This is a genomic window from Pedobacter sp. ok626 (assembly GCF_900100435.1).
In the GTDB taxonomy this organism is placed as follows: Bacteria; Bacteroidota; Bacteroidia; order Sphingobacteriales; family Sphingobacteriaceae; genus Pedobacter.
Window position 1 is genome coordinate 1 of the sequence record NZ_FNEX01000017.1, and the last position, 22,190, is coordinate 22,190.

The window sequence follows — 22,190 nt, forward strand, 5'->3', positions numbered from 1 at the left end:
GCTCTTCCAGCTTACGGGAGGAATACGTATTACTCAGGTAACCATAGACCAACAGTTTCAACATCAAACGGGGATGGAAGCTGGAGGCTCCGCCTCCTTTATATTTACGGTTGATCGGTTTAACATCTACCTGATCGACAACCTGTTTAACGATCCGAACCGGATGGCCTAAAGGCACTAACTCTTCCAGGCTATAAGGTAAAAATGTCGCCTGATCCGGATCATAGGGCTTAAAAACTACTTTTCCTGACATGACTTTAAATTACAAAAATTTCACATCAAAAAAAAGAAGCTGCCTCACTTTTGAGACAGCTTCTCAACTTGCATATGCAATCTATAGGAATTTACCTAGTGCTTTAACCAATGTTTCTCCTCTCAAACCAACGGCAATGATATTGCCTTTTGGGTCGATTAACAGCGTATTTGGGATGCCCTTAATACCAAAATAAGTGGCAATTTCATTTTTCCATCCTTTCAAATCTGAAACCTGAGTCCATGGCATTTTATCATCTTTAATCGCCTTTTTCCAGGACTCTATTTTATCGTCCAGGGAGATACCAACGACAGTAAAATTTTTATCTTTATACTGATTGTAAACTTTTAACACATTAGGATTTTCGGCCCTGCATGGTCCACACCAACTTGCCCAAAAGTCTACTAGCACATATTTACCTTTAAATGCTGCAAATTGAACAGGCCTCCCTTCTGTATCATTCTGTGTAAAATTTAACATGGGTGCGCCTATGGCACTTCTTTTTAACACAGTCAGCCTTTCTGCGATTTGTTTACCAATCATACTGTTTCGGGCAGACTGGTCTAATTTTTCGTAAGCATAAATCGCATCCTCATAGTTCCCTACACTTGTTTTATCAGAAACAAGACTGATGCTAACTGCACTTTTAGGATGTTCGATGATGTATTGAGTATTCCGCAGCTTGCGCTGCTTTCCCAAATCCTCAATCTTTGCCTCTAGTACTGCTTGCTCTTCATCACTTACCTTCCCCCACTTGTCATACAAAGAAGATCGCTGATTGTTCAAATCCAACAAAGTCTGATCATGAGCTTTGTATTCGTCCTGAGTTTTAGAACCCGTTACTTTAAGTTCCTCGATGGTTTTCCCACCTGTAATTTTAATGTTTCCACTCTCTACAAAGAACTGGTAATAATCATCAAATAGCACCACACTTACTTTTTGTGCCTCCGGCATCTTTACAACCCACTTAAATTGACCATCTTTTACTTTCACTGTATCGGCAACAGACTTGCCATCTTTAAAATAGTAAAAGACAATTTTGCTTTCTTTCAGACCAGAAATATTGCCTAAAACAATAGCTGTCTGCGCATATACGCCAATACTAGCGCACAACAGCAGCAACGTTATAAATTTTAATTTCTTTATCATGATTTAGTTCTTAATATAACCTGGATTTTGATCGCCAAATAAAGGATTGTATAAAAATGTATCCTTGGGTATTGGTAGTATGTACAACTGTTCACTGATAATAGTTGGCTTTATTTGCTTTACCGTAGCGAAAGGCAATCTAAGCAGTGCCATCCACTCCATGCCATCTTCTGCAATCAGACTTTTTACAGTTTCCTTATAAATCTCCATCAACAGATCGGAAGGCGTATTTGCATTTTCTACAGAAAGATAAGGAATAGTGTTTACAACATTGGTAATTCCGGCCTTCTCCTGCACCTCGTGTACTACTGTTTTGGCTGTGGCTAAACTCCCCCCCGAACGAGCAATTGCTTCGGCTTTTAACAAATAAACCTCTGTTAAGCGTAGCGCATAATCCGTTTCTGAAACCTGCGTGGGAACCCCTCCTACTGCAATGTACTTATTTAGAAAATAGCTTACAGTAGTAGTCCCTCTTTTAGGTCCTATTACCCAAGCCTGACGTGGATCGTTGTCATAAAGCACTTTCAACATTGGCGTTGCAACATACAAAGCCGAATGTCCGGGCCAATATTGCCAGCTTTTGGCATTGTAATCCAGCTCTTGTCCAGCCTGCGGTTTAAGTCCCAAAATAACTTCAGAACTATTTAATCCATTTTTCTGAAAAATATCCCTGGCATTAGGTTCCAAAGTAAATGGCCCTTCGTCGATAATTTCATCTGCCAACCCAATCAGTGTGGTATAGTCTGCCGCCTTACCACGGCTCATTAAAACACGCATTTTTAAGGCCATGGCAGCCCATTTAGTTGCATAAACGCCGGACTTTTCTTCCGGGCCATTTGCAATGGCATCATCCAGATCTGCCAAAATAAAATCGTAACTATCTTTTACTGTACTTCTTGGTTTAGCGATATTACTAATCGTGGATAGTTCATCTCTAAGCAATACTCCATATGGACTATCCGCTTTATACCATTCGCCGTAAAATGTTAATATCTTAAAATGTCCATAAGCTCTTAAAAAGCGGGCTTCGGCAATGATTTCCTTTTTCCGTGTACCTGTAAATTTATTGCCCGGCAATTTATTCACCCCAGTTACCACTCCATTTATGGCATTAATTAACTTATAAGATTCTTCCCAGTAGTAACTCTGAATACTGGTATTTTTATTGCTCCATTCCGCTCCGAAAGCACCAAAGCCATAGCCCATATAACCCGCTAATTCGGCAGGTGCCACCTGGTGCGACTGCCACCTGGTTTTAGCCATAACTGCATTTGCAAAATAGTAATAGGCCCCATTCAGCGCAATCTGAGCCGTCCCCTGATCAAGAATCGTATTGGCATCAACTTTATCATTTTTGGGTAAAGCACCCAGTTCCTTTTCGCAGGCACAAAAGGTTGTAAGAACCACGCCCAGCACTAAATATTTATATATATATTTCATGATCTTCTATTTTTCATTATTTCCCATTTCTTTTTATTCGCATTCACTAATGCTCCGCAGTTAAAATCCAAAACGAAGTCCTAAACTAAACTGCCTTACCGTAGGATAACTACCGGTGTCACTGTATCCACCAATTAAACTATACGGATCATTACTCACCTCTGGATCAGCCCCGGGATAATTTGTAATTGTAAAAAGGTTTGTAGCAGAAACATACACAGAAGCACTGGTCAGTTTTAACTTATCCATCAAGACTTTTGGAAATTGGTAATTTAGGGTAACCGACTTTAACTTAATAAAAGAAGCATCATAAACATTATTGCTTGCCGATTCTGCTGTAGTCAAATCGGACTCCCCTAAAATTAGTCTGGGTCTGTTTGAGTTAGGATTCTCTGGAGTCCATCTGTCTAATATTCTAACCCCTTTATTCGTCCGTAAAAGTGTGTTCTGATTTTGTATATCTGCGAGATAAAAAATATCACCTCCATAAGAAAAGGTAGCCAAAGCAATAAGACTAAAATTCTTGTAGGTTAGGCTGTTGGTATATCCTCCGTAATATTTAGGCTCTGCATGTCCAATAATTTCTTGTTTATTAAAAAGATAGCTTCCACTTCTAATCGGATCCAATACGTATCTGGCGTCGCCAACACCTATATAGGGTGTTAAATTAATGTAATTAGGATATTTACTTTTGAAATCATCTACTTCCTGTTGCGTTCTATACAAGCCCTCAAAAACATTCCCATAAAGTAAACCCAATGGCTCCCCTACTTTTAGCACGGTATTGCCATATCTATATACTTTTGGGTTAGATGGATCAGCGAAATCATTTGAAAGGGCAAGTACTTTAGATCTATTCCCTGAAATGTTAAAAGTACCAGACCATTGTAGATTTTTGTTGCGGATAAATTCAGCCCCCAATGTAACCTCAAGTCCACGATTTCTGATGTCTGCGATATTGGCGGTTACGCCCGAAAAACCTGAAGTTCTATCGACGGTTGTAGGAAACAAGACACCCGTTGTTGATTTTTCATAATAACCAATCCCACCGCTTAAGCGCGAATTAAAAAACTGAAAATCTATGCCTGCATCTTTCTGTAATGTTGATTCCCATTTGAGCCCTTCATTGCCCAATTGCGATGGCACTAATCCATTTAACCCATTGTAAGATATCGGTGAATAGAGCGTATAAAAAAGATTATCGGCAATATTTTGAGTGCCGGTATAACCTGCACTTGCCCTTAATTTAATCTCATCAATCCATTTTACATCTTTTAAAAAGTTCTCCCGTGAAATACGCCAACCTACACCTCCCGATGGGAAATAACCAACCCTATTTTTCTTAGGAAATTTGGAAGAAGCATCAGAACGCCCAGTGAAGGTGAATAAATATTTTTCAAACAAGCTATAATTGGCACGTAAGTAAAAACTGAGCAAAGAACTTTGACCAGAAACTCCTGTAGAAGGCAGTGTTAAAGCCGCTGAAGAAAGATTGTTTAAATATTCATCATCAGGAAAGCCCTGACCACTCGCCGAAAAAGAATTGCTTTTGGTAATCTGCCATGAAGTACCAGCCAATAAACTTAACCTATTATTTTCATTAAATTGTTTATTCCAGGTAACCGTATTTTCATAAAAGATATCAGTATGCTGCGATTGCGCCTGGGTAGCGATACCGTTGTTAGAACTTCCAGGAAAATTGCCATTATTCTTATCACTAATCAAAACTGTACTTGGCACATAATTGTTCTGACGATAGTTGTTATAATTCGCAGAAACTGTACTTCTGAATTTCAAATCTTTCAGAATATCATATTCCAAGGCCAATGATCCGATTAAAGAAAGGGTATTTCCCCGGTTCACTCCTTTAAGCAAGAATAAAGGATTCTGAAATCCTTCAAAATCCATCGTCCCATTGTCCTCTGCTGTTATAATCCTTGGACTTCCATCTGCATTATATGGCTTAACTGTTGGCGGGGCAAAAAGTGCCTGCGTATACACCCCGTTTGAGATGTTATTGGTCGTTACGCCATAATCCAAATTGGTAATAATACGGAGTTTACTAGTTATTTCATTGTCGAGATTTATTTTACCGGCAATCTTACTGAAATCTGTTCCTAAAACTACCCCATTGTTTTTATTATAGGATAAGGAAGTGTAATAACGCGAACTAGCGCCACCGCCTCTTACAGAAATATCAGCATTTGTATTTACACCATTACGGAGCACAAGATCAAGCCAATCCGTATTGGCCGTTCCCATAAAATCTGGATTTGTTAAAATATCTGTGGCAACAGGATCTGGCGGATAGGTAATCGGATCATTTAAACCTGCTTTGACATCATTTAGATTTTTAGCAGCTTCTTTAATAATCATGATGTATTGATCTCTACTTAAAAGCTTTTCTTTGATTGGTTTACTTACACCTGTGTAATAATTGGCTTCAAAAACCGGCTTTTGATTCAGTTTACCTTTTTTGGTATTAATAATTACTACACCATTGGCTGCTTTTGATCCATAGATCGCTGTCGCGGAAGCATCTTTTAAAATATCAATGCTTTCAATATCATTGATATTTAAGCCCCCAAGGCTATTTAATCCCCTGGCAAAAGAGCCAGAAACCGTGTTAGCCGGATTATCACCGGCATAACCGCCGCCAAAATTCTCAACAGGGCTAATAATCTCTGCCGCGCTCTTCAAGTATCTATTCTGAACCTGCATCTGCACTCCGTCGATAATGTATAACGGGTCATTTCCGCCCAATAAAGAGGTTCCACCCCTAATTCTGATCTTGGCGGCTCCGCCAGGTGATCCGTCAGGTTGTACAACCTGTACACCCGCTGCTTTACCAGTTAAAGCCTGATCTATAGTTGCAAAGGGGACATTTTTAAATTCCGACACATCTACTGAAGCAACTGAGCCAGTCAAATCTTTTCTACGAACGCTACCATATCCAACTACCACCATTTCATTTAACTTGTTGGTTTCGACTTCCAAGGTCACCTGCATATTTCCTTTTGCGGGTAACTCACGGGTCACATAACCTACACAAGAAAATACAAGAGTAACCCCTTCATTTGGCACATTTAACGAGAATTCACCGTTCTGGCCAGTAACCGTACTTTTTTTTACTCCCCTTTATACTTACATTAACAGATGCAAGGCTGTTGTTTTGAGCATTGGTTACATGCCCTTTAATATCTATAGCATTAAAGGCAGCCAAAATCCGATCTACATAAGAAGGCTTTTTTCGTGTAATTACAATGGTCTTCTCATGAACCTCATAGGTTAAGGACTGACTTTTAAAAATCTCATCAAGCGCCGCCGTCAATTGAACATTCTTTAAATTCACATTCACAACTTTGGCCTGATCCAGCAAATCGCTGCCATAAAGTACAGCCAGACCACTTTGCAATTTAATCTTCTTCATCACCTGCTCCAGCGTAGTATTTTTTGCCGATAAAGTGATGGTTTGGGCAAAACCAGCTGCCCCCACTTGCAATAAGCAACTGGTCATAAGAACTATGATCAATTTAACTCGCATAAATAGTTTTTTTGATAATTTTGGCGGAAGCCACAAACGTGACATACCTAGGTAAAAAGCATTTAAATTCATACTTTTGTTTAGTTTGGGTTAAGATGATAAGTTGATAACTAATTGTTTTTCCAGTAATTCTGGAAGGGTTGACTCAAATTATTGGCCGTAAAGTGCTTCGAACCACTTTACGGTTTTTCTTTATAGCGCTGTGAAATCAGACCGTCAAGCCCCCTCTGCTGTTTAATTTATCTTTCGTAAAGTTTTCTCATGTTCGTTGGTTTAGTTGGTTAATTTTTTCTTTAAAAGGAGCTATCTCTTTACGACAACCTTATTGCCATCAATCTCAAAATTCACTTCCTCTGTATTTTCGAGCATTTTTAAAAGCTTAGAAATATTTTCAAATCTGGATACGCTCCCGGTTAATTTAACGCCATTTAAATTGTCCTTATAAACTACTTGTACGTTATACCACCTAGCAACCTTGCGCATAATACTGCTGATCTCTTCCCTGTCAAACGTAAATTCCCCCTTCTTCCATGATATTGATGTTTGCGCATCTAGGTCTCTCACTTCTATTTGATTAGCACCAGTTAAAATTGCTTGCTGATTAGGTTTTAAGAAATTTGATGTTTTAGATTTAAGATTGGTAACTTTTACCGCTCCCTCAAGTAGCGTAGTCCTTATGCTACTTTCATCTGCGTAACTGTTGATATTAAAATGCGTCCCCAACACTTCCACTTCCTGTCCGGCACTTTGTACAATAAATGGCTGTGCTTTATCCTTGGCGACCTCAAAATAAGCTTCTCCATTAAGCTGAACCTGTCTACCTTTATGCGTGTTAAAAGACACCGGATAAGTAATTGATGATGCCGCGTTCAGCCAAACAGCAGTACCATCAGGGAGACGTACTTGGTAAGTTTGACCGTTTGCAGTAGAAAGCGTATTTGTTTCGCCCATTTCTCCGTCTTCGGCAGCTCTTCCTTTTGCGAAAGGTATTTCTTTTATTTCATAGCTAATTTGCCCTTCTGCATCTTTTGTAATGCTCACTCCGGCATCTTTAGCCAACTCCCCTTGCGTAACGGCAGACAATAGAATCTTACGACCATTGCCTAAAGTAAGTGTAGCTGAATTTCGTCCTGGAGCAATATCATTGTATGCAACGGTATTTAGTAAGCTATTATTTGATTGGGCGATATATAAGTAGCACGCTGCTCCAACCACCAAAAGAATTGCTGCCGCAGCAGCTATACGTGACCACAAGCGAGTAAAATAAGCCTTTTTATCAACAGTTGCTGTTGGTCTTGAACTAAACACCGCTGCTACGATTCTCTGATCAGCCCCGGGCAAGTACCAATCACCGATTTGGTCATCTGGCAGATCCGCAAGGTTATCCTGTTCATAAGTATCCCTCATTAGCTGCTGTAAGTACGCGTCATATTCACCACTACTCACCTGTGCAAAGAACTCTTCACGTTCAGACGGAGTCGCCTGTCTTTTAGCAAACTGATCAAATAAATAGCTAAACCTTTCCTCCATTTTTTACAATTAAACCGGGCTAATTACCACCTTTAATTAGATAGAGTCCTGGCAGGTCTAAAAAGTAGTAACGAGAATTAAAAAAAGTTAAAAAAATATTAGCTTAATATTAAAGGAGTGGTTAACACAAGGATTAAACCTGCATTTAGCTTTTTGGAAGCGACATCCTTGTGAATAAACTGTACAGCAAGTTGAATGTGTTTCTTAACTGTAACTACAGTAATCCCTAGATGTGTAGCAATCTCTTCATATTTTAAACGATCGTAACGGCTCATGGTGTACACCTTTTGCTGTTGTGTTGGCAACTTCGCCACCGCAGCAATAATCAGGGACCTGTATTCTTCTGTTGGATTATCGAGCAGATCAATTTCGCCTTCCATGCTGAGGTACTTTTCGAAGTCTGTTTTGAAAACTTTTTCGGCTGCTATTTTTTTCATCGCTGCAAAAGTTTCATTCCTGCAAATGGCAAACATATAGGCACCAAAACTATCGATGTGCTTTAACGTTTCCCGTCTCAACCAGATTTTCACAAAGGCATCTTGTACAATTTCCTCAGTAATTTCCTGAGAATCCGTCATTTTAAACACGAATTTCCCTAAAGGTTTATAATACCAATAAAACAGTTCAGTAAAAGAGCGCTCATTCCCCTCTGCTGCTTCAGACAGCAAATTTGTTTCATTGATATGAGCTTTAGCCATTAATTGATTCCCCTGTACGTTAAAATGTATTAAATACAGATGGCAATAATAAAGATTTTTACTGGATCTATACAAAAAAAGAAAAAGCTGAGCATTAGAACTTAAAACGCTCAGGCTATTACAGAAAAGTTACCTTATAGTTAACTCTACTTACCCGGCTTATACCCGGCAGTTACCCGGATGTTACTCGGACACTACCCGGGTTGAGCCGAGCAGTGTCCGGTTAACATCCGTTAATGTACCGTGAATTAAATTACCTTTAACTAGAACCAGAGCGAAACATAAGGTATCTTTAGACAAGGCAGAATATGAAAAAGTACTTGAGCTTTCAAAAGTTACCAAGTAGCGCTAGAAGAAACAAAACTCCCATTTATGAAAGTTAAACGCATAGTAATGAATGTTAATACGCCAGATGTAGCATTGGCAAAGATCTTTTACCAGGATATTTTAGGACTTGAGCAATTGATGGATCATGGCTGGATCAGAACATACGGATCTCATGAAACGTCAATGAATATCCAAATCAGCTTTGCCTCACAAGGGGGATCTGGTACAACGACACCGGATTTATCTATCGAAGTGGATGATGTAGATGAGGCCTTTAAAAGGATAAAGAAAGCGGGCTTTCCAATAATATATGAACTGACAAATGAACCTTGGGGAGTCAGGCGGTTCTACACTCGTGACCCTTTTGGGAACCTGATCAATATCCTTTCTCATTTATAAATTGACTGCGGCTTCATCTTTAAAAATACCGACAAAAAAGCTTCAAACGCAAAAAAGCTCATCTTTCGATGAGCTTTTCGTAGCCCGCAGGGGAATCGAACCCCTATTTCCAGAATGAAAATCTGGCGTCCTAACCGGTAGACGAGCGGGCCATTTAGTAAAGCGACTCACATTGCTGCTTATGCCTTACCTTTGGGTAGCGGGGACCAGACTCGAACTGATGACCTTCGGGTTATGAGCCCGACGAGCTACCAACTGCTCCACCCCGCACTATATGTTTACAAAACTCCGTTTGTAAATGTCTTTGCCTCTTATTAACCGTTCAACATCTCGGTAATTGGCTTCCGTAGCCCGTAGGGGAATCGAACCCCTGTTTCCAGAATGAAAATCTGGCGTCCTCACCCCTAGACGAACGGGCCATTTAAGATTGCCTCAGCTTATAAAAGCTGCGAACCTTTTGGTAGCGGGGACCAGACTCGAACTGATGACCTTCGGGTTATGAGCCCGACGAGCTACCAACTGCTCCACCCCGCACTATATACAATTTCTTTAGTGTTTGTTAAATCCTTAACTCTTCCTCCGAATTGGAATGCAAAGATATAATTCGTTCCTTTGCAATGCAAATTTATTTTAAAAAATATTTTCATGTCACATAAAGCAGGTTTTGTAAGCATAATAGGTAAGCCCAATGTGGGCAAATCCACCCTAATGAACGCCCTGGTAGGCGAAAAGCTTTCTATCATTACTCCAAAAGCACAGACTACCCGTCACCGCATTTTAGGAATTGTGAACGAAGAAAGCTATCAAATTGTTTTTTCGGACACGCCCGGCATCATAAAACCACTGTATGGTTTGCAAGATTCTATGATGAGTTCGGTAAAAGGAGCGTTAACTGATGCAGATCTGATTTTGTTTGTCACAGATATTAATGAGACACATGATGAGAATGATGTATTAGAAAAAATCATCAATACGGAAATCCCATTGGTAGTGCTATTGAATAAAATCGACAACTCTACACAGGAACAAGTAGATGAGAAATTCGCGTACTGGCAGGAAAAGTTAAATCCTAAACATATATATGCCATCTCGGCCCTGCACAAATATAATCTCGAAGGTATTTTGCCGATGATATTGGACTATATCCCCGAGCATCCAGCTTATTATGACAAGGAAGAATTAACCGACCGTAGCCAGCGCTTCTTCGTTTCGGAAATTATAAGAGAAAAAATATTCTTCAATTATAAAAAAGAAATCCCTTACAGTACTGAGGTTATCGTTACTGCCTTTAAAGAAGAACAAAGTAAAAATGGACCAATGGTGCGCATTACTGCCGAGATTGTAGTTGAACGCGATTCACAAAAAAACATTCTTATCGGAACAGGCGGAACAATGCTTAAAAAAGTTGGAATGGAAGCACGCAAGGACATCGAGAAATTTCTGGATCAGAAAGTTTTCCTGGAGACATTTGTTAAAGTAATTCCAGATTGGCGTAGTAAAAAGAACTACCTGAAAAGCTTCGGTTACGACTAAAATTTCTTACCCAAAAACTAAAATCAAGCATATCCACAGGATTGTGTATCTTTGTGGCTTTTAAAATATTCGTATAAAACACCCATGGCAAACATTATTGCAATTGTCGGAAGACCTAACGTAGGCAAATCTACCCTTTTTAACCGCTTAACTGAGAGTCGTAAAGCTATTGTTGATGATTTCAGCGGGGTAACGCGCGATCGTCATTACGGATCAGCAGAGTGGACAGATAAACAATTTACAGTGATCGATACTGGCGGTTATGTAGCCAATTCAGAAGATGTATTTGAAACTGCCATCCGCGAGCAAGTAGTTATTGCCATCGAAGAAGCCACTGTGCTTTTATTTATGGTTGACGTAACTACAGGCATTACCGATCTGGATGATGAGATTGCTCAATTGCTGAGACGCAGTAAAAAACCAGTATACATTGTTGTAAATAAGGTAGACAATACCCAGTTACAAAATGAGGCTGCTGTATTTTATAGCTTTGGTCTTGGAGAGATCCACCCAATATCCTCTATGACAGGATCAGGGACAGGAGATTTATTAGACGAGGTGATCAAACACTTCGAAGATCTCCCTGAGGAAGAAAATGCATTACCTAAGCTGACTATCGTAGGAAGACCAAATGTTGGAAAATCCTCTTTAATCAACGCACTAATTGGTAAAGAAAGAAATATTGTGACTCCTATTGCAGGTACTACAAGGGATTCGATCCATATCCACTATAATCAATTCGGTCACGAGTTTATGTTTATTGATACTGCAGGTTTACGTAAAAAAACCAAGGTAAAAGAAAACATAGAATTTTACTCGGTAATGCGTACCATTAAGGCGCTGGAAGAAGCCGATGTAGTGATCCTGATGATTGATGCAATGGAAGGTTTGGAGTCTCAGGACGTGAACATTTTCCACCTTGCAGAGAAAAACAAGAAAGGAATCGTTATCCTGGTTAACAAATGGGATTTAGTAGAGAAGAACAGTAAAACAGTAAATGTATTTGAAGATCAAATCCGCCAAAAACTACAACCGTTTACTGACATTCCTATCATCTTCACTTCAGTTGTTAACAAACAACGTATATTCCAGGCTATTGAAGCAGCGCTGGAGGTATTCAAAAACAGAGGCAAGAAAATCCCTACATCAAAATTAAATGATGTAATGTTGCCAATCATTGAAAAATACCCACCTCCTGCATTGAAAGGAAAATACATTAAAATCAAATACATCACTCAGATCAGTGGTACATCTCCGATGTTCGCCTTCTTCTGTAACCTTCCTCAATACATTAAAGAACCGTATAAACGTTTCATTGAGAATAAGCTACGTGAGAACTTTGATTTCAGCGGAGTGCCAATTCAAATCTATTTCAGACAGAAATAAAAAGAGTTTTACTACTGCAAGCTGGCAACAGCTTGCTTTACCATTGGATCACTTAGGTTTAATGCCTTGTAATAACCGGCATCACCTAAGTGATACTTGTATAAAAGCAGTTTAATTTCATTACAAATGAGTGATTTTGAAGCGCTCAACTGCTTCTGATCGATCACAACATCCCTATTCTGGATATACTTTAATAAGTCCTTATAATCGACATCACTAATCGAAAACGTAGACATATTTTGATCTAAATAACTCGCATTATACCTCTTGGCCAGTATGTCATACACAAAATCAAACAATATCTTTTTAGAAATCAGCTTACTGTAGAACCTATTATACCCCGTGGTATCTAGTTTTACATAAATATCAGGCTGTATCCCGCCTCTTGCAAGGTTTTTACTCTTTACTGTGTCTTTTGCACTATATGTATTATCAGTGGTCAACTCACCATCATTAAAACGGTCGTCAATCTCATTCTTATAAGCCCTATAGCCTTTTTTATAGGATTTCTGAATACTTCTACCCGAAGGAGTGTAATAACGTGCTATGGTAAGGTTTAAAGCAGAGCCATCACCAAAAGGAAATTGCTCCTGAACCAGCCCTTTACCAAAAGAACGGCGGCCGATGATCACCCCTCTACCCCAATCCTGTACAGCACCTGCAAGAATCTCGCTGGCAGAAGCCGAATTTTCATTAATTAATACGGCAAGCTTACCTTGTTCGAACTCTCCCCCACCTGAAGTGGTATAGTCCGTACGGGGTTCGTGCTTTCCTTCTGTATATACAATCAGCTTGTTCTCTTGCAAAATCTGGTTGGCTAAACCAGTAGCAGCACTCAGATAACCACCTCCATTATCTCTTAAATCAAGTATCAGCTTTTTCATGCCTTTGGACTTCAGGGACCTTATAGCTTCTATAAAATCTTTGTCTGTATCTGCACCGAACTTACTGATCCTGACATAAGCCGTTTCGGAGTTTAACAGGTAGGCTGCGTCGATACTGCTCACTTTTACACGGCTACGGTTAACAAAGAAAACCATTTGCTGGGTATCTCTAGGATGAAGGATGGTCAACTTTACAGCAGTCCCCTTTTTACCCCTGATCCGTCCGACCATCTGCTCCCTTGGCAAGGCTTTACCACTTACTGTAACTGTATCTATTTTTAGTATCTTATCTCCTTGCTTAATCCCAGCGTTAAAAGCGGGACCATCTTTTACCACGTTGGTAACCAGCAAAGTATCGTTCAGGATATAATATTCAACACCAATCCCCTCAAAGTTCCCTTCCAACGCTTCGGTCTGTTCACTGGCTTCATCGGCCGGAAGATACATACTATGCGGATCCAGCTGATGCAACAAACTATCTATAGGTAAGTGATTTAAGGAGTCGGCATTTACCTCATCAACGTAGTTTTTATTGATGATATGAATGATTTCATCGACCTTTTCAGTGTTGTTATTGACAAATGCCACCGGCTTTTGAAACTGATACCCCTGATCTTTCAAAAATTTATAGCCCAAAAACATTCCGACAATTAACGTAGCCGAATAAGTAAGGGCTATTAAGACATTAAAATGGGTATTCCTTTTCATAGATAAACGCTGCGTAAAGTTATAAAATTACCCAGTCAAATAATAAATTAAACTATGTTCATTTGCAATTGTTTAACATTTTGATAGAATTATTACGGAAGCTGCAGAATTAGGTATAAATTATACGGTTTTTACGCATAAATTTCTTGTTTAACAAGAAAATAACGAGTTTTATAAATCCATCCTAAGCAATACAATTACAAATAAAACAAGAATGGATGGCTGAATGCAGCCCTAAAATAATAAACATACATACAAAAAGATATGATAAGAGTAACCGAGCAAGAGTCAAAGTACCATGATATCGACCAGATGTCGGTACTTGAAATTCTGAAAGGCATCAATGAAGAAGATAAACTTGTTCCACAAGCTGTAGAAAAAGCAATCCCACAAATAGAGAAATTAGCAACTGCAGTAGCAGAGCGCATGGCAAATGGGGGAAGATTGTTTTACATCGGGGCAGGTACAAGTGGCCGTTTAGGTGTTGTCGATGCATCAGAATGTCCGCCAACATTTGGCGTTCCTTTTGATTGGGTAGTTGGTATTATTGCTGGTGGTGATACCGCCATCAGAAAAGCGGTTGAAAACGCAGAAGACGATGTGAACCAAGCATGGATTGACCTTCAGGAATACAACATCAATGCTAAAGATTCTTTGATAGGTCTAGCCGCTTCGGGCACAACCCCTTATGTTGTAGCGGGCTTAAACACTGCACGCAGTAAAGGAATTCTTACCGGATGTATTGTATGCAATGAAGGTGGCCCTATTGCTGCTGAAAGCGATTTTCCGGTAGAAGTAGTAGTTGGCCCCGAATTTTTAACAGGATCAACCCGTATGAAATCCGGCACGGCACAAAAGTTGGTTTTAAATATGCTGAGCACCACGGTGATGATAAGATTGGGCCGGGTAAAGGGCAATAAAATGGTGGATATGCAGTTAACCAATCATAAACTGGTTGACAGAGGCACGCAAATGGTCATGGATGAATTACACATCGACTACGACAAGGCCGCAGATTTACTATTGCGTCACGGAAGCGTTCGCAAAGCTGTAGAAGCCAGTAGAGCAAGTCATAACGAATAACAAAAAACAAGTATATGCACGAAATAGAACCTTATTATCTCTGGAGGGATGATTATATAGCAGCAGAAGATGAGCGTTCGCCCTTTTACAACACAGAGTATTCGGAGTTTTATTTTGACAAGCAGCTGTACAACTTCCTCATTCATCCACAATGGGACGATTTTGGATCAGGTACATTATACCTCAAAGTATTGTATGTGGACTATGATAGAAACTTCGCCATCATTGAGTTTATAGGTGAATGGAACGATGCTATTGGCAATGACATTATGCTCTTAAAACGCGAAATTCTGGAATTGATGATGGATGAAGGCATCAACAAGTTTATCCTTATCGGCGAAAACGTGTTGAACTTCCACTCTTCTGAAGAAGATAGCTATTATGAAGAATGGTTTCAGGATGTTGAAGATGGTTGGATTACAGGGATTAACTTCCAGGAGCATGTCATCAATGAGTTCAAAAGCAATAATATTGATTACTATATCAACTTCGGCGGACAGCTTGACGATTTGGCATGGCGCACTTTAAAACCACTTCAATTCTTTAAAAAAGTTGAAGAAACCCTGACAAAAAGGCTTGGGGCATAGCTTTTGTATGATAGAAACAATTAGTACCTTTAAATAAATTTAAAACAAATGGATAACAAAAATAATTATGACTGGTCACAACAATCTGTTTTTGTAGAAAAGACGACGGCTGGTGTGGGTAAGAAATTCTTTGCTAATGTGTTCTTATGGATGTTTGTGGCATTGACCTTGTCAAGCTTTGCAGCTTACTATATGTCGAGCACACCTGAAATGATGACTTACCTGATCAATCAGGAAACTGGTAAAATGGGCATGTTAGGTTGGGTAGCAATGCTTTCCCCACTTGGATTGGTTTTATTGATGAGTGCAGGCCTTAACCGTCTATCTTTTGGAGCGTTAGTAGGAGTCTTCATTCTTTATTCTGTATTGACAGGAGTAAGCTTAAGCTTTATTCTATTGGCTTATACCTCAGGTTCAGTATTAAGCTGCTTTATTGGTGCTGCTGGTATCTTTGGTATCATGGCCGTAATGGGTTATACGACCAATGTGGATTTAAGTAAATTTGGCCCAATCTTAATGATAGGTGTAGTTGGTTTAGTGATCGCCAGTGTGGTAAATATGTTCATTCAAAGTGCAAACTTTAGCTTGTTCATGGCCTTTATCGGTATCGCTATCTTTACAGCCTTAACTGCTTACGACGTTCAAAAACTAAAACGAATAGGTGCTGGTTTAGAAGAAAGTGGCGCACGTATGGAAGATGCTGATACTAAGAAATTGGCCATTATGGGTGCTTTATCACTTTATCTTGACTTCTTAAACATTTTCATTTACTTGCTAAGAATATTTGGCGACAGAAGATAATCACAACATTAAACTATAACATAGGGCTCCCAAATCGGGGGCCTTATTTGTTTAACAGGTGGCAAAGTTAGGTACTGCCATAAATATTTACACAAATGAATTACAAAAAAATATTCATCCTTAGCTTAATGTTATGCATTGGGCTAACGAGCAAAGCGCAAGACTTCACCCGTGCTAATTTTAAAATTGAAGATTATAAAAAAGGTGTTCAGAAAATTGAACTTACTTTTAACACCTTCGTCATCGGAATAAATCCTGATGGAGAAATTTCTTCCCTTGAGCCTTTAAGAAGGAGCCGCCAAAACGACTGGGACGATTATGAAGACAATCCGGTTTATGGGTCAAAAAACCTAGGTAGCTTAAACGTCATCTATTATGATAATTTTAACCTGGATAAATCCGGAAAAATAAAATCAATAGATGGGATTCCATTCGATTATTACAGCAGCTTTGATATCCATGACAAAAAGGGTAGACTAAAGTCTATTGGTAAAACCGTGATCAAATACAATAACAATTTTGATATTCATGAAATCAATGGCACCCTAAAATCTATTGGTGATATCGACTTCAAATACAATAATAATTTTGATATACATGAGCTCAAGGGAACCCTAAAATCTGTTGGTCCTATTAAAATAACTTGGTACAATACATTTGATAATGAAGCACAGCGTGGCAAAATAAAATCCATTAAAGGAAATACACGCACCATGCATGTTACTAAATAGACAGCGATTGACGACCGCCCTCATGGTCGATAATTTTATTGTTAACATAGAAACACTTGGCAAGTAAATCATTGAAATACAGAATATAATTCCAATTTTCACGAAAATCAGCCCCATTAATACAATTTTATATGCTTTAACCGCTGTTTTTTTGGAAATGATTTTTCTTTGTTGCACCTTTGTAATGCTTATAGAGAAAGACGGAGGGATTAGACCCTGCGAAGTCTTGGCAACCTGTGCTTACAAGGTGCTAAATTCTACTGGAACCGGAACTACTGGCTCCCGAAAGATAAGTTGAATTCGTCCAACACCTGAATTCCGAATAAGCTTTGTATGTAATGAGTTCGGCACTTGTTTAGGCTTTCGCCTCTATCAAAAATAGCTTATTACCTGCTCATATGATTTTTTGTTAAATGAACATTAGAGAAGAATTAGAAAAACGAATCCTAATTATTGATGGTGCAATGGGCACTATGATACAGCGATACGTTTTAACTGAAGAAGATTTTAGAGGCGAGCGCTTCAAAGATCACCCATGTGATGTAAAGGGGAACAACGATTTACTAAACTTAACCCGTCCCGACATCATTAAAGCGATACATACCGAATACCTAAAGGCCGGTACTGATATCATTGAGACCAACACTTTTAGCACACAACGTATTTCTCTGGCTGATTACCAGATGGAAGAACTGGATTATGAGATGAGCTTTGAAGGCGCTAAAATTGCTAAAGAAGCTGTCGATGAATTTATGGCGGCCAACCCCGACCGTAAATGTTTTGTTGCCGGAGCCGTTGGGCCAACCAACAGAACCTTGTCTATCTCTCCAGATGTGAATGATCCTGGTTTTAGGGCCATTACCTTTGATGAACTGGTTGATGCTTACGATCAGCAGGTTCGCGGACTGGTTGATGGTGGTGCTGATCTACTGCTAATCGAAACCATTTTTGATACTTTAAATGCCAAAGCTGCGATATTTTCTATTAAAAAATATGAGGCAGAAATTGGCCGTAAAATAGAGATCATGATCTCGGGCACGATTACCGATGCATCGGGAAGGACTTTAAGTGGGCAAACCGCTGAAGCATTCCTAAATTCGGTGATTCATGCCAACCCGCTAAGCATCGGTTTTAACTGTGCATTGGGTGCGAAAGACATGAGACCTCACATTGAAGAACTTTCGGCAAAAGCGCCTTGTTATGTTTCGGCTTATCCAAATGCGGGTTTGCCTAACGAATTTGGCGCCTACGATGAAATGCCGCACGAAACAGCTCATCTGGTGGGAGATTTTATCCAGCATGGCTTTGTAAACATAGTTGGTGGCTGCTGTGGTACTACTCCAGATCACATTGGTTGTATCGCTGCGAAAGCAAAAAATGTTGCTCCTCGTACAATTCCACATCTTGAACCTTATATGCGTTTAAGTGGTTTGGAGCCAGTTACGATTACACCTGAAAGTATTTTTGTAAATATTGGTGAGCGTACAAACATTACCGGATCTCCAAAATTCTCAAAACTAATTTTAGGTGGAGATTTTGAAGCTGCTTTAACTGTTGCGCGTCAACAAGTTGAAGGTGGCGCACAGGTGATTGATGTAAACATGGATGAAGGGATGATCGATTCGGAAGCATCGATGACGAAATTCTTAAACCTGATTGCTTCCGAACCTGATATTTCTAAGCTACCGATCATGGTCGATTCTTCCAAATGGACTGTAATTGAAGCTGGATTAAAATGCTTGCAGGGTAAAGGAATTGTAAACTCTATCTCGCTTAAAGAAGGAGAAGAGAAATTCAGAGAAAGTGCCCGCAAAATCATGACTTACGGTGCTGCCGTAGTGGTAATGGCTTTTGATGAGCAAGGACAGGCCGATAATTTTGAAAGAAGAAAAGAGATCTGTAAAAGGTCATACGATATTTTAGTAGATGAGATCGGCTTTCCTCCGCAAGACATTATTTTTGATCCAAACATCCTAACGGTTGCAACCGGTCTGGAAGAACACAATAACTACGCGGTAGATTTTATAAATGCCACCCGCTGGATTAAAGAGAACCTGCCTTATGCAAAAGTGAGTGGTGGGGTATCCAATATTTCCTTCTCTTTTAGAGGAAACAATACGGTTAGGGAGGCGATGCACTCTGCATTTTTATACCACGCCATTCAGGCTGGTCTGGATATGGGAATTGTGAACGCCGGAATGCTTGAAGTTTATCAGGAGATTCCACCGGAACTGCTTGTACTGGTTGAAGATGTATTGTTGAACCGTAGGGACGATGCGACAGAAAGACTGGTTGAATTTGCAGATACCATCAAATCTAAAGGAAAAGAGATTGTAAGGGATGAAGAATGGCGTAAAAACCCGGTTGAAGAAAGACTTTCTCATGCTTTAGTTAAAGGTATTATAGAGTATCTGGACGATGATGTGGAAGAAGCCCGTCAGAAATATGCAAGACCAATCCAAGTAATTGAAGGTCCACTGATGGATGGGATGAACATTGTAGGTGACCTTTTTGGTGCCGGAAAAATGTTCTTGCCACAGGTTGTAAAATCTGCCCGTGTAATGAAAAAAGCAGTGGCTTATTTATTGCCTTTTATTGAGCAGGAAAAATTAGACAACCCAGATCAGGATCAGAACTCATCTGCAGGTCGAATATTAATGGCCACTGTAAAAGGTGATGTACATGATATTGGAAAAAACATTGTAGGTGTTGTTTTAGCTTGTAACAACTTCGAAATTGTAGATATGGGCGTAATGGTTCCTGCACAGGATATCATTAAAAAAGCCAAAGAAATAAATGCTGACATTATTGGTTTAAGTGGTCTGATCACGCCTTCATTGGATGAGATGGTTCATTTTGCCAAAGAAATGGAACGTGAAGGCTTTACCATTCCATTGATGATTGGTGGAGCGACAACTTCTCGTATCCATGCAGCCGTAAAGGTGGCGCCAAACTATTCGGGTCCGGCGATACATGTTTTAGATGCCTCAAGAAGTGTAACTGTAGCCAGTACATTGATGAACAAGGATACCAGAGAGGAGTATATTGCTGGGATCAGGGCAGAGTATGATAAAGCACGTGAGGCTCATTTAAACAAGCGCTCCGACAAGCGTTTTAAAACCATTGAAGAAGCACGTAAGGATAACTTTAAAATAGACCCGGCGCTGGTAGCCCCTGCCCCCAAATTCACAGGAACACAAGTGTTTGAAAATTATCCTCTAGAGGAGCTTGTACCCTATATTGACTGGACCCCATTTTTCCAAACCTGGGAACTTCGCGGAAGCTACCCAAGGATACTGGAAGATAAAGTTGTAGGCGATGAGGCGAAAAAATTATTTGCTGATGCACAAACCTTGCTAAAAAGGATAGTTGATGAGAAATTATTAACTGCTAAAGCCGTAATTGGTTTCTGGCCAGCAAATGCTGTTGGTGATGATATTGTATTGAATGTTGAGGGCAAAGAAGTGGTGATCCATACTTTACGCCAGCAGGCAGAAAAAACTGCAGATCAGCCTTATTATGCACTTTCTGATTTTGTGGCTCAAAAAGAAACTGGAGTACCTGATTATTTTGGTGGTTTTGCCTTAACAACTGGCATAGGTTGTGATGAGCTGGTTGCTGAATTTGAGGCTGTTTATGATGACTATAACAGCATCATGGCCAAAGCATTGGCCGACAGGTTGGCAGAGGCATTTGCGGAAAGAATGCATGAGTTAGTGAGGAAAGATTATTGGGGATATGCAAAAGATGAGATTTTAGACAATGAGGCTCTGATTAAAGAAGAATATTCAGGTATTCGTCCGGCACCAGGTTACCCTGCTTGTCCAGAGCACACTGAAAAAGGTACTTTGTTTGAACTATTGGATGCTGAGGCTAAAATTGGTCTTCGTTTAACGGAAAGCTATGCCATGTATCCTACTGCAGCAGTAAGCGGGTTTTATTTTGCGCACCCACAATCGAGATATTTTGGATTGGGTAAAATTACTAAAGATCAGGTTGAAGATTACGCAGTAAGGAAAAATATGCCTCTTGAAGAAGTCGAAAGATGGCTAAGCCCTAACCTGGCGTACTAATCCTTTATTGAACACAAACCCAAAAAAACCAAAATTAGAACTAATGAAAATTATAGATCATATAAATAATGCAAAGGGTAAAACCTTGTTCTCATTTGAATTATTACCGCCTATCAAAGGACAAAGTATCAAAGGAATATTTGACGCTATAGATCCTTTAATGGAATTTAATCCGCCATTTATTGATGTAACTTATCTACGCGAAGATTATATTTATAAACAACATGCAAATGGCTTATTGGAAAAAGTAGCTTACCGCAAACGTCCAAGTACAGTGGCGACCTGCGCGGCCATTATGAATAAATATAAGGTTGATGCTGTGCCTCATTTAATTTGTGGTGGTTTTACCAAAGATGAAACAGAAAATGCTTTGATTGATCTTCAATTTTTGGGTATCGACAACGTATTGGTATTAAGAGGTGATGCGCGTAAAAGCGATAATGGCTTTATTCCTACACCGAATGGCCATGCCTATGCTTCAGAACTATTGCAACATGTAGCAGACATGAACAAGGGTAAATACTTGCACGACGATATGGAAAGTGCCGAAAAAACCGATTTCTGTATCGGTGTTGCTGGCTATCCTGAAAAACATTTTGAATCGCCTAACCTGGACACAGACTTCAAATGGCTGAAACATAAAGTAGACACTGGTGCTGATTTTATCGTAACTCAGATGTTCTTCGACAATAAAAAATATCAGGAATTTGTTGATAAATGCAGGGCTAACGGGATTAATGTCCCCATCATTCCGGGGTTAAAGCCAATTACCAGTAGTAAACAATTAATTAGTTTACCTAAAATATTCCACCTCGATATTCCTTTGGAATTGAGTGAAGCTGTACAAGCTTGCAAGTCCGAAAAAGAGGTAAAAGAAGTGGGTATTGAGTGGATGATCAACCAATGCAATGAGCTTAAAGCAATGGGTGCACCGGTATTGCATTTCTACACAATGGGGAATCCGGAGCCTACAAAAAGAATTGCCCGCGCAATTTTTTAAATCCTATCCAACTAACAGTGCAAACTATCATCCTGAGTTTCTGGACCAACTCAGGATGACAGCA

The 22,190-nt window shown here is 39.6% G+C and carries 17 protein-coding genes, 4 tRNA genes and 1 riboswitch; of the genes, 9 read left to right on the top strand and 12 right to left on the bottom strand.

All coding sequences use genetic code 11. The annotated features are described in order from the left end of the window. The 7 genes from BLS35_RS21080 to BLS35_RS21105 all read right to left on the bottom strand — a co-directional run. Positions 1–253: transposase (locus tag BLS35_RS21080; RefSeq protein ID WP_175459621.1), on the bottom strand; the 253-nt coding region annotated here is incomplete at its 3' end. Between the two features lie 81 nt (positions 254–334). Continuing rightward, positions 335–1,402 (bottom strand): TlpA disulfide reductase family protein, encoded by a 1,068-nt coding sequence (locus tag BLS35_RS21085; protein ID WP_090785213.1) that lies wholly within the window; start codon positions 1,400–1,402, stop codon positions 335–337. Positions 1,403–1,405: 3 nt separating this feature from the next. Beyond that, positions 1,406–2,842 (bottom strand): RagB/SusD family nutrient uptake outer membrane protein, encoded by a 1,437-nt coding sequence (locus BLS35_RS21090; protein WP_090785217.1) that lies wholly within the window; start codon positions 2,840–2,842, stop codon positions 1,406–1,408. 60 nt (positions 2,843–2,902) lie between these two features. After that, positions 2,903–5,926, bottom strand: coding sequence for a SusC/RagA family TonB-linked outer membrane protein (locus BLS35_RS21095; RefSeq protein ID WP_254779014.1), 3,024 nt, complete (start codon positions 5,924–5,926; stop codon positions 2,903–2,905). 13 nt (positions 5,927–5,939) lie between these two features. Beyond that, entirely contained in the window at positions 5,940–6,359 is a 420-nt protein-coding gene (locus tag BLS35_RS28215) for an STN domain-containing protein (RefSeq protein ID WP_254779016.1), read from the bottom strand. Positions 6,360–6,689: 330 nt separating this feature from the next. Continuing rightward, complete coding sequence (locus BLS35_RS21100) at positions 6,690–7,916, bottom strand: FecR family protein (RefSeq protein ID WP_090785220.1); 1,227 nt, start codon at positions 7,914–7,916, stop codon at positions 6,690–6,692. A 98-nt stretch (positions 7,917–8,014) separates the two neighbouring features. Then, entirely contained in the window at positions 8,015–8,614 is a 600-nt protein-coding gene (locus BLS35_RS21105; protein ID WP_090785224.1) for an RNA polymerase sigma factor, read from the bottom strand. A gap of 372 nt (positions 8,615–8,986) precedes the next feature. On the opposite strand from BLS35_RS21105, the gene BLS35_RS21110 reads away from it, so the two are divergent. Next, positions 8,987–9,340 (top strand): VOC family protein, encoded by a 354-nt coding sequence (locus BLS35_RS21110; RefSeq protein ID WP_090785226.1) that lies wholly within the window; start codon positions 8,987–8,989, stop codon positions 9,338–9,340. 80 nt (positions 9,341–9,420) lie between these two features. On the opposite strand, the gene BLS35_RS21115 is transcribed toward BLS35_RS21110, so the two are convergent. The 4 genes from BLS35_RS21115 to BLS35_RS21130 all read right to left on the bottom strand — a co-directional run bounded on the left by BLS35_RS21115 (position 9,421) and on the right by BLS35_RS21130 (position 9,874). After that, positions 9,421–9,492, bottom strand: a tRNA-Glu gene (locus tag BLS35_RS21115). A 41-nt stretch (positions 9,493–9,533) separates the two neighbouring features. Continuing rightward, positions 9,534–9,610, bottom strand: a tRNA-Met gene (locus BLS35_RS21120). Between the two features lie 77 nt (positions 9,611–9,687). Further along, positions 9,688–9,759 (bottom strand) — tRNA-Glu (locus BLS35_RS21125). 39 nt (positions 9,760–9,798) lie between these two features. Further along, positions 9,799–9,874 (bottom strand) — tRNA-Met (locus tag BLS35_RS21130). Between the two features lie 111 nt (positions 9,875–9,985). On the opposite strand from BLS35_RS21130, the gene era reads away from it, so the two are divergent. Further along, positions 9,986–10,873, top strand: a complete 888-nt coding sequence (gene era / locus BLS35_RS21135; RefSeq protein WP_090785227.1) for a GTPase Era — start codon at positions 9,986–9,988, stop codon at positions 10,871–10,873. 84 nt (positions 10,874–10,957) lie between these two features. After that, positions 10,958–12,259 (top strand): ribosome biogenesis GTPase Der, encoded by a 1,302-nt coding sequence (gene der / locus BLS35_RS21140; RefSeq protein WP_090785229.1) that lies wholly within the window; start codon positions 10,958–10,960, stop codon positions 12,257–12,259. A gap of 11 nt (positions 12,260–12,270) precedes the next feature. Here der and BLS35_RS21145 read toward each other — a convergent pair whose 3' ends face one another. Continuing rightward, positions 12,271–13,851 (bottom strand): S41 family peptidase, encoded by a 1,581-nt coding sequence (locus BLS35_RS21145; RefSeq protein WP_090785231.1) that lies wholly within the window; start codon positions 13,849–13,851, stop codon positions 12,271–12,273. A 264-nt stretch (positions 13,852–14,115) separates the two neighbouring features. On the opposite strand from BLS35_RS21145, the gene murQ reads away from it, so the two are divergent. The 6 genes from murQ to metF all read left to right on the top strand — a co-directional run bounded on the left by murQ (position 14,116) and on the right by metF (position 22,126). Further along, positions 14,116–14,934: an N-acetylmuramic acid 6-phosphate etherase gene (gene murQ, locus BLS35_RS21150; RefSeq protein ID WP_090785233.1), complete on the top strand. Its 819-nt coding sequence runs from the start codon at positions 14,116–14,118 to the stop codon at positions 14,932–14,934. Between the two features lie 14 nt (positions 14,935–14,948). Next, positions 14,949–15,521 carry a hypothetical protein gene (locus BLS35_RS21155; RefSeq protein WP_090785234.1) on the top strand — a complete coding sequence of 191 codons (573 nt, stop codon included), beginning with the start codon at positions 14,949–14,951 and terminating at the stop codon, positions 15,519–15,521. Between the two features lie 48 nt (positions 15,522–15,569). Further along, entirely contained in the window at positions 15,570–16,322 is a 753-nt protein-coding gene (locus tag BLS35_RS21160) for a Bax inhibitor-1/YccA family protein (protein WP_090785235.1), read from the top strand. 95 nt (positions 16,323–16,417) lie between these two features. Next, entirely contained in the window at positions 16,418–17,053 is a 636-nt protein-coding gene (locus BLS35_RS21165) for a hypothetical protein (RefSeq protein ID WP_090785237.1), read from the top strand. 185 nt (positions 17,054–17,238) lie between these two features. Then, positions 17,239–17,349, top strand: a riboswitch (SAM riboswitch). A gap of 117 nt (positions 17,350–17,466) precedes the next feature. After that, positions 17,467–21,126, top strand: a complete 3,660-nt coding sequence (metH, locus tag BLS35_RS21170; RefSeq protein ID WP_090785240.1) for a methionine synthase — start codon at positions 17,467–17,469, stop codon at positions 21,124–21,126. 43 nt (positions 21,127–21,169) lie between these two features. Further along, positions 21,170–22,126 carry a methylenetetrahydrofolate reductase [NAD(P)H] gene (gene metF / locus BLS35_RS21175; protein WP_090785242.1) on the top strand — a complete coding sequence of 319 codons (957 nt, stop codon included), beginning with the start codon at positions 21,170–21,172 and terminating at the stop codon, positions 22,124–22,126. Positions 22,127–22,190 lie beyond the last annotated feature (64 nt).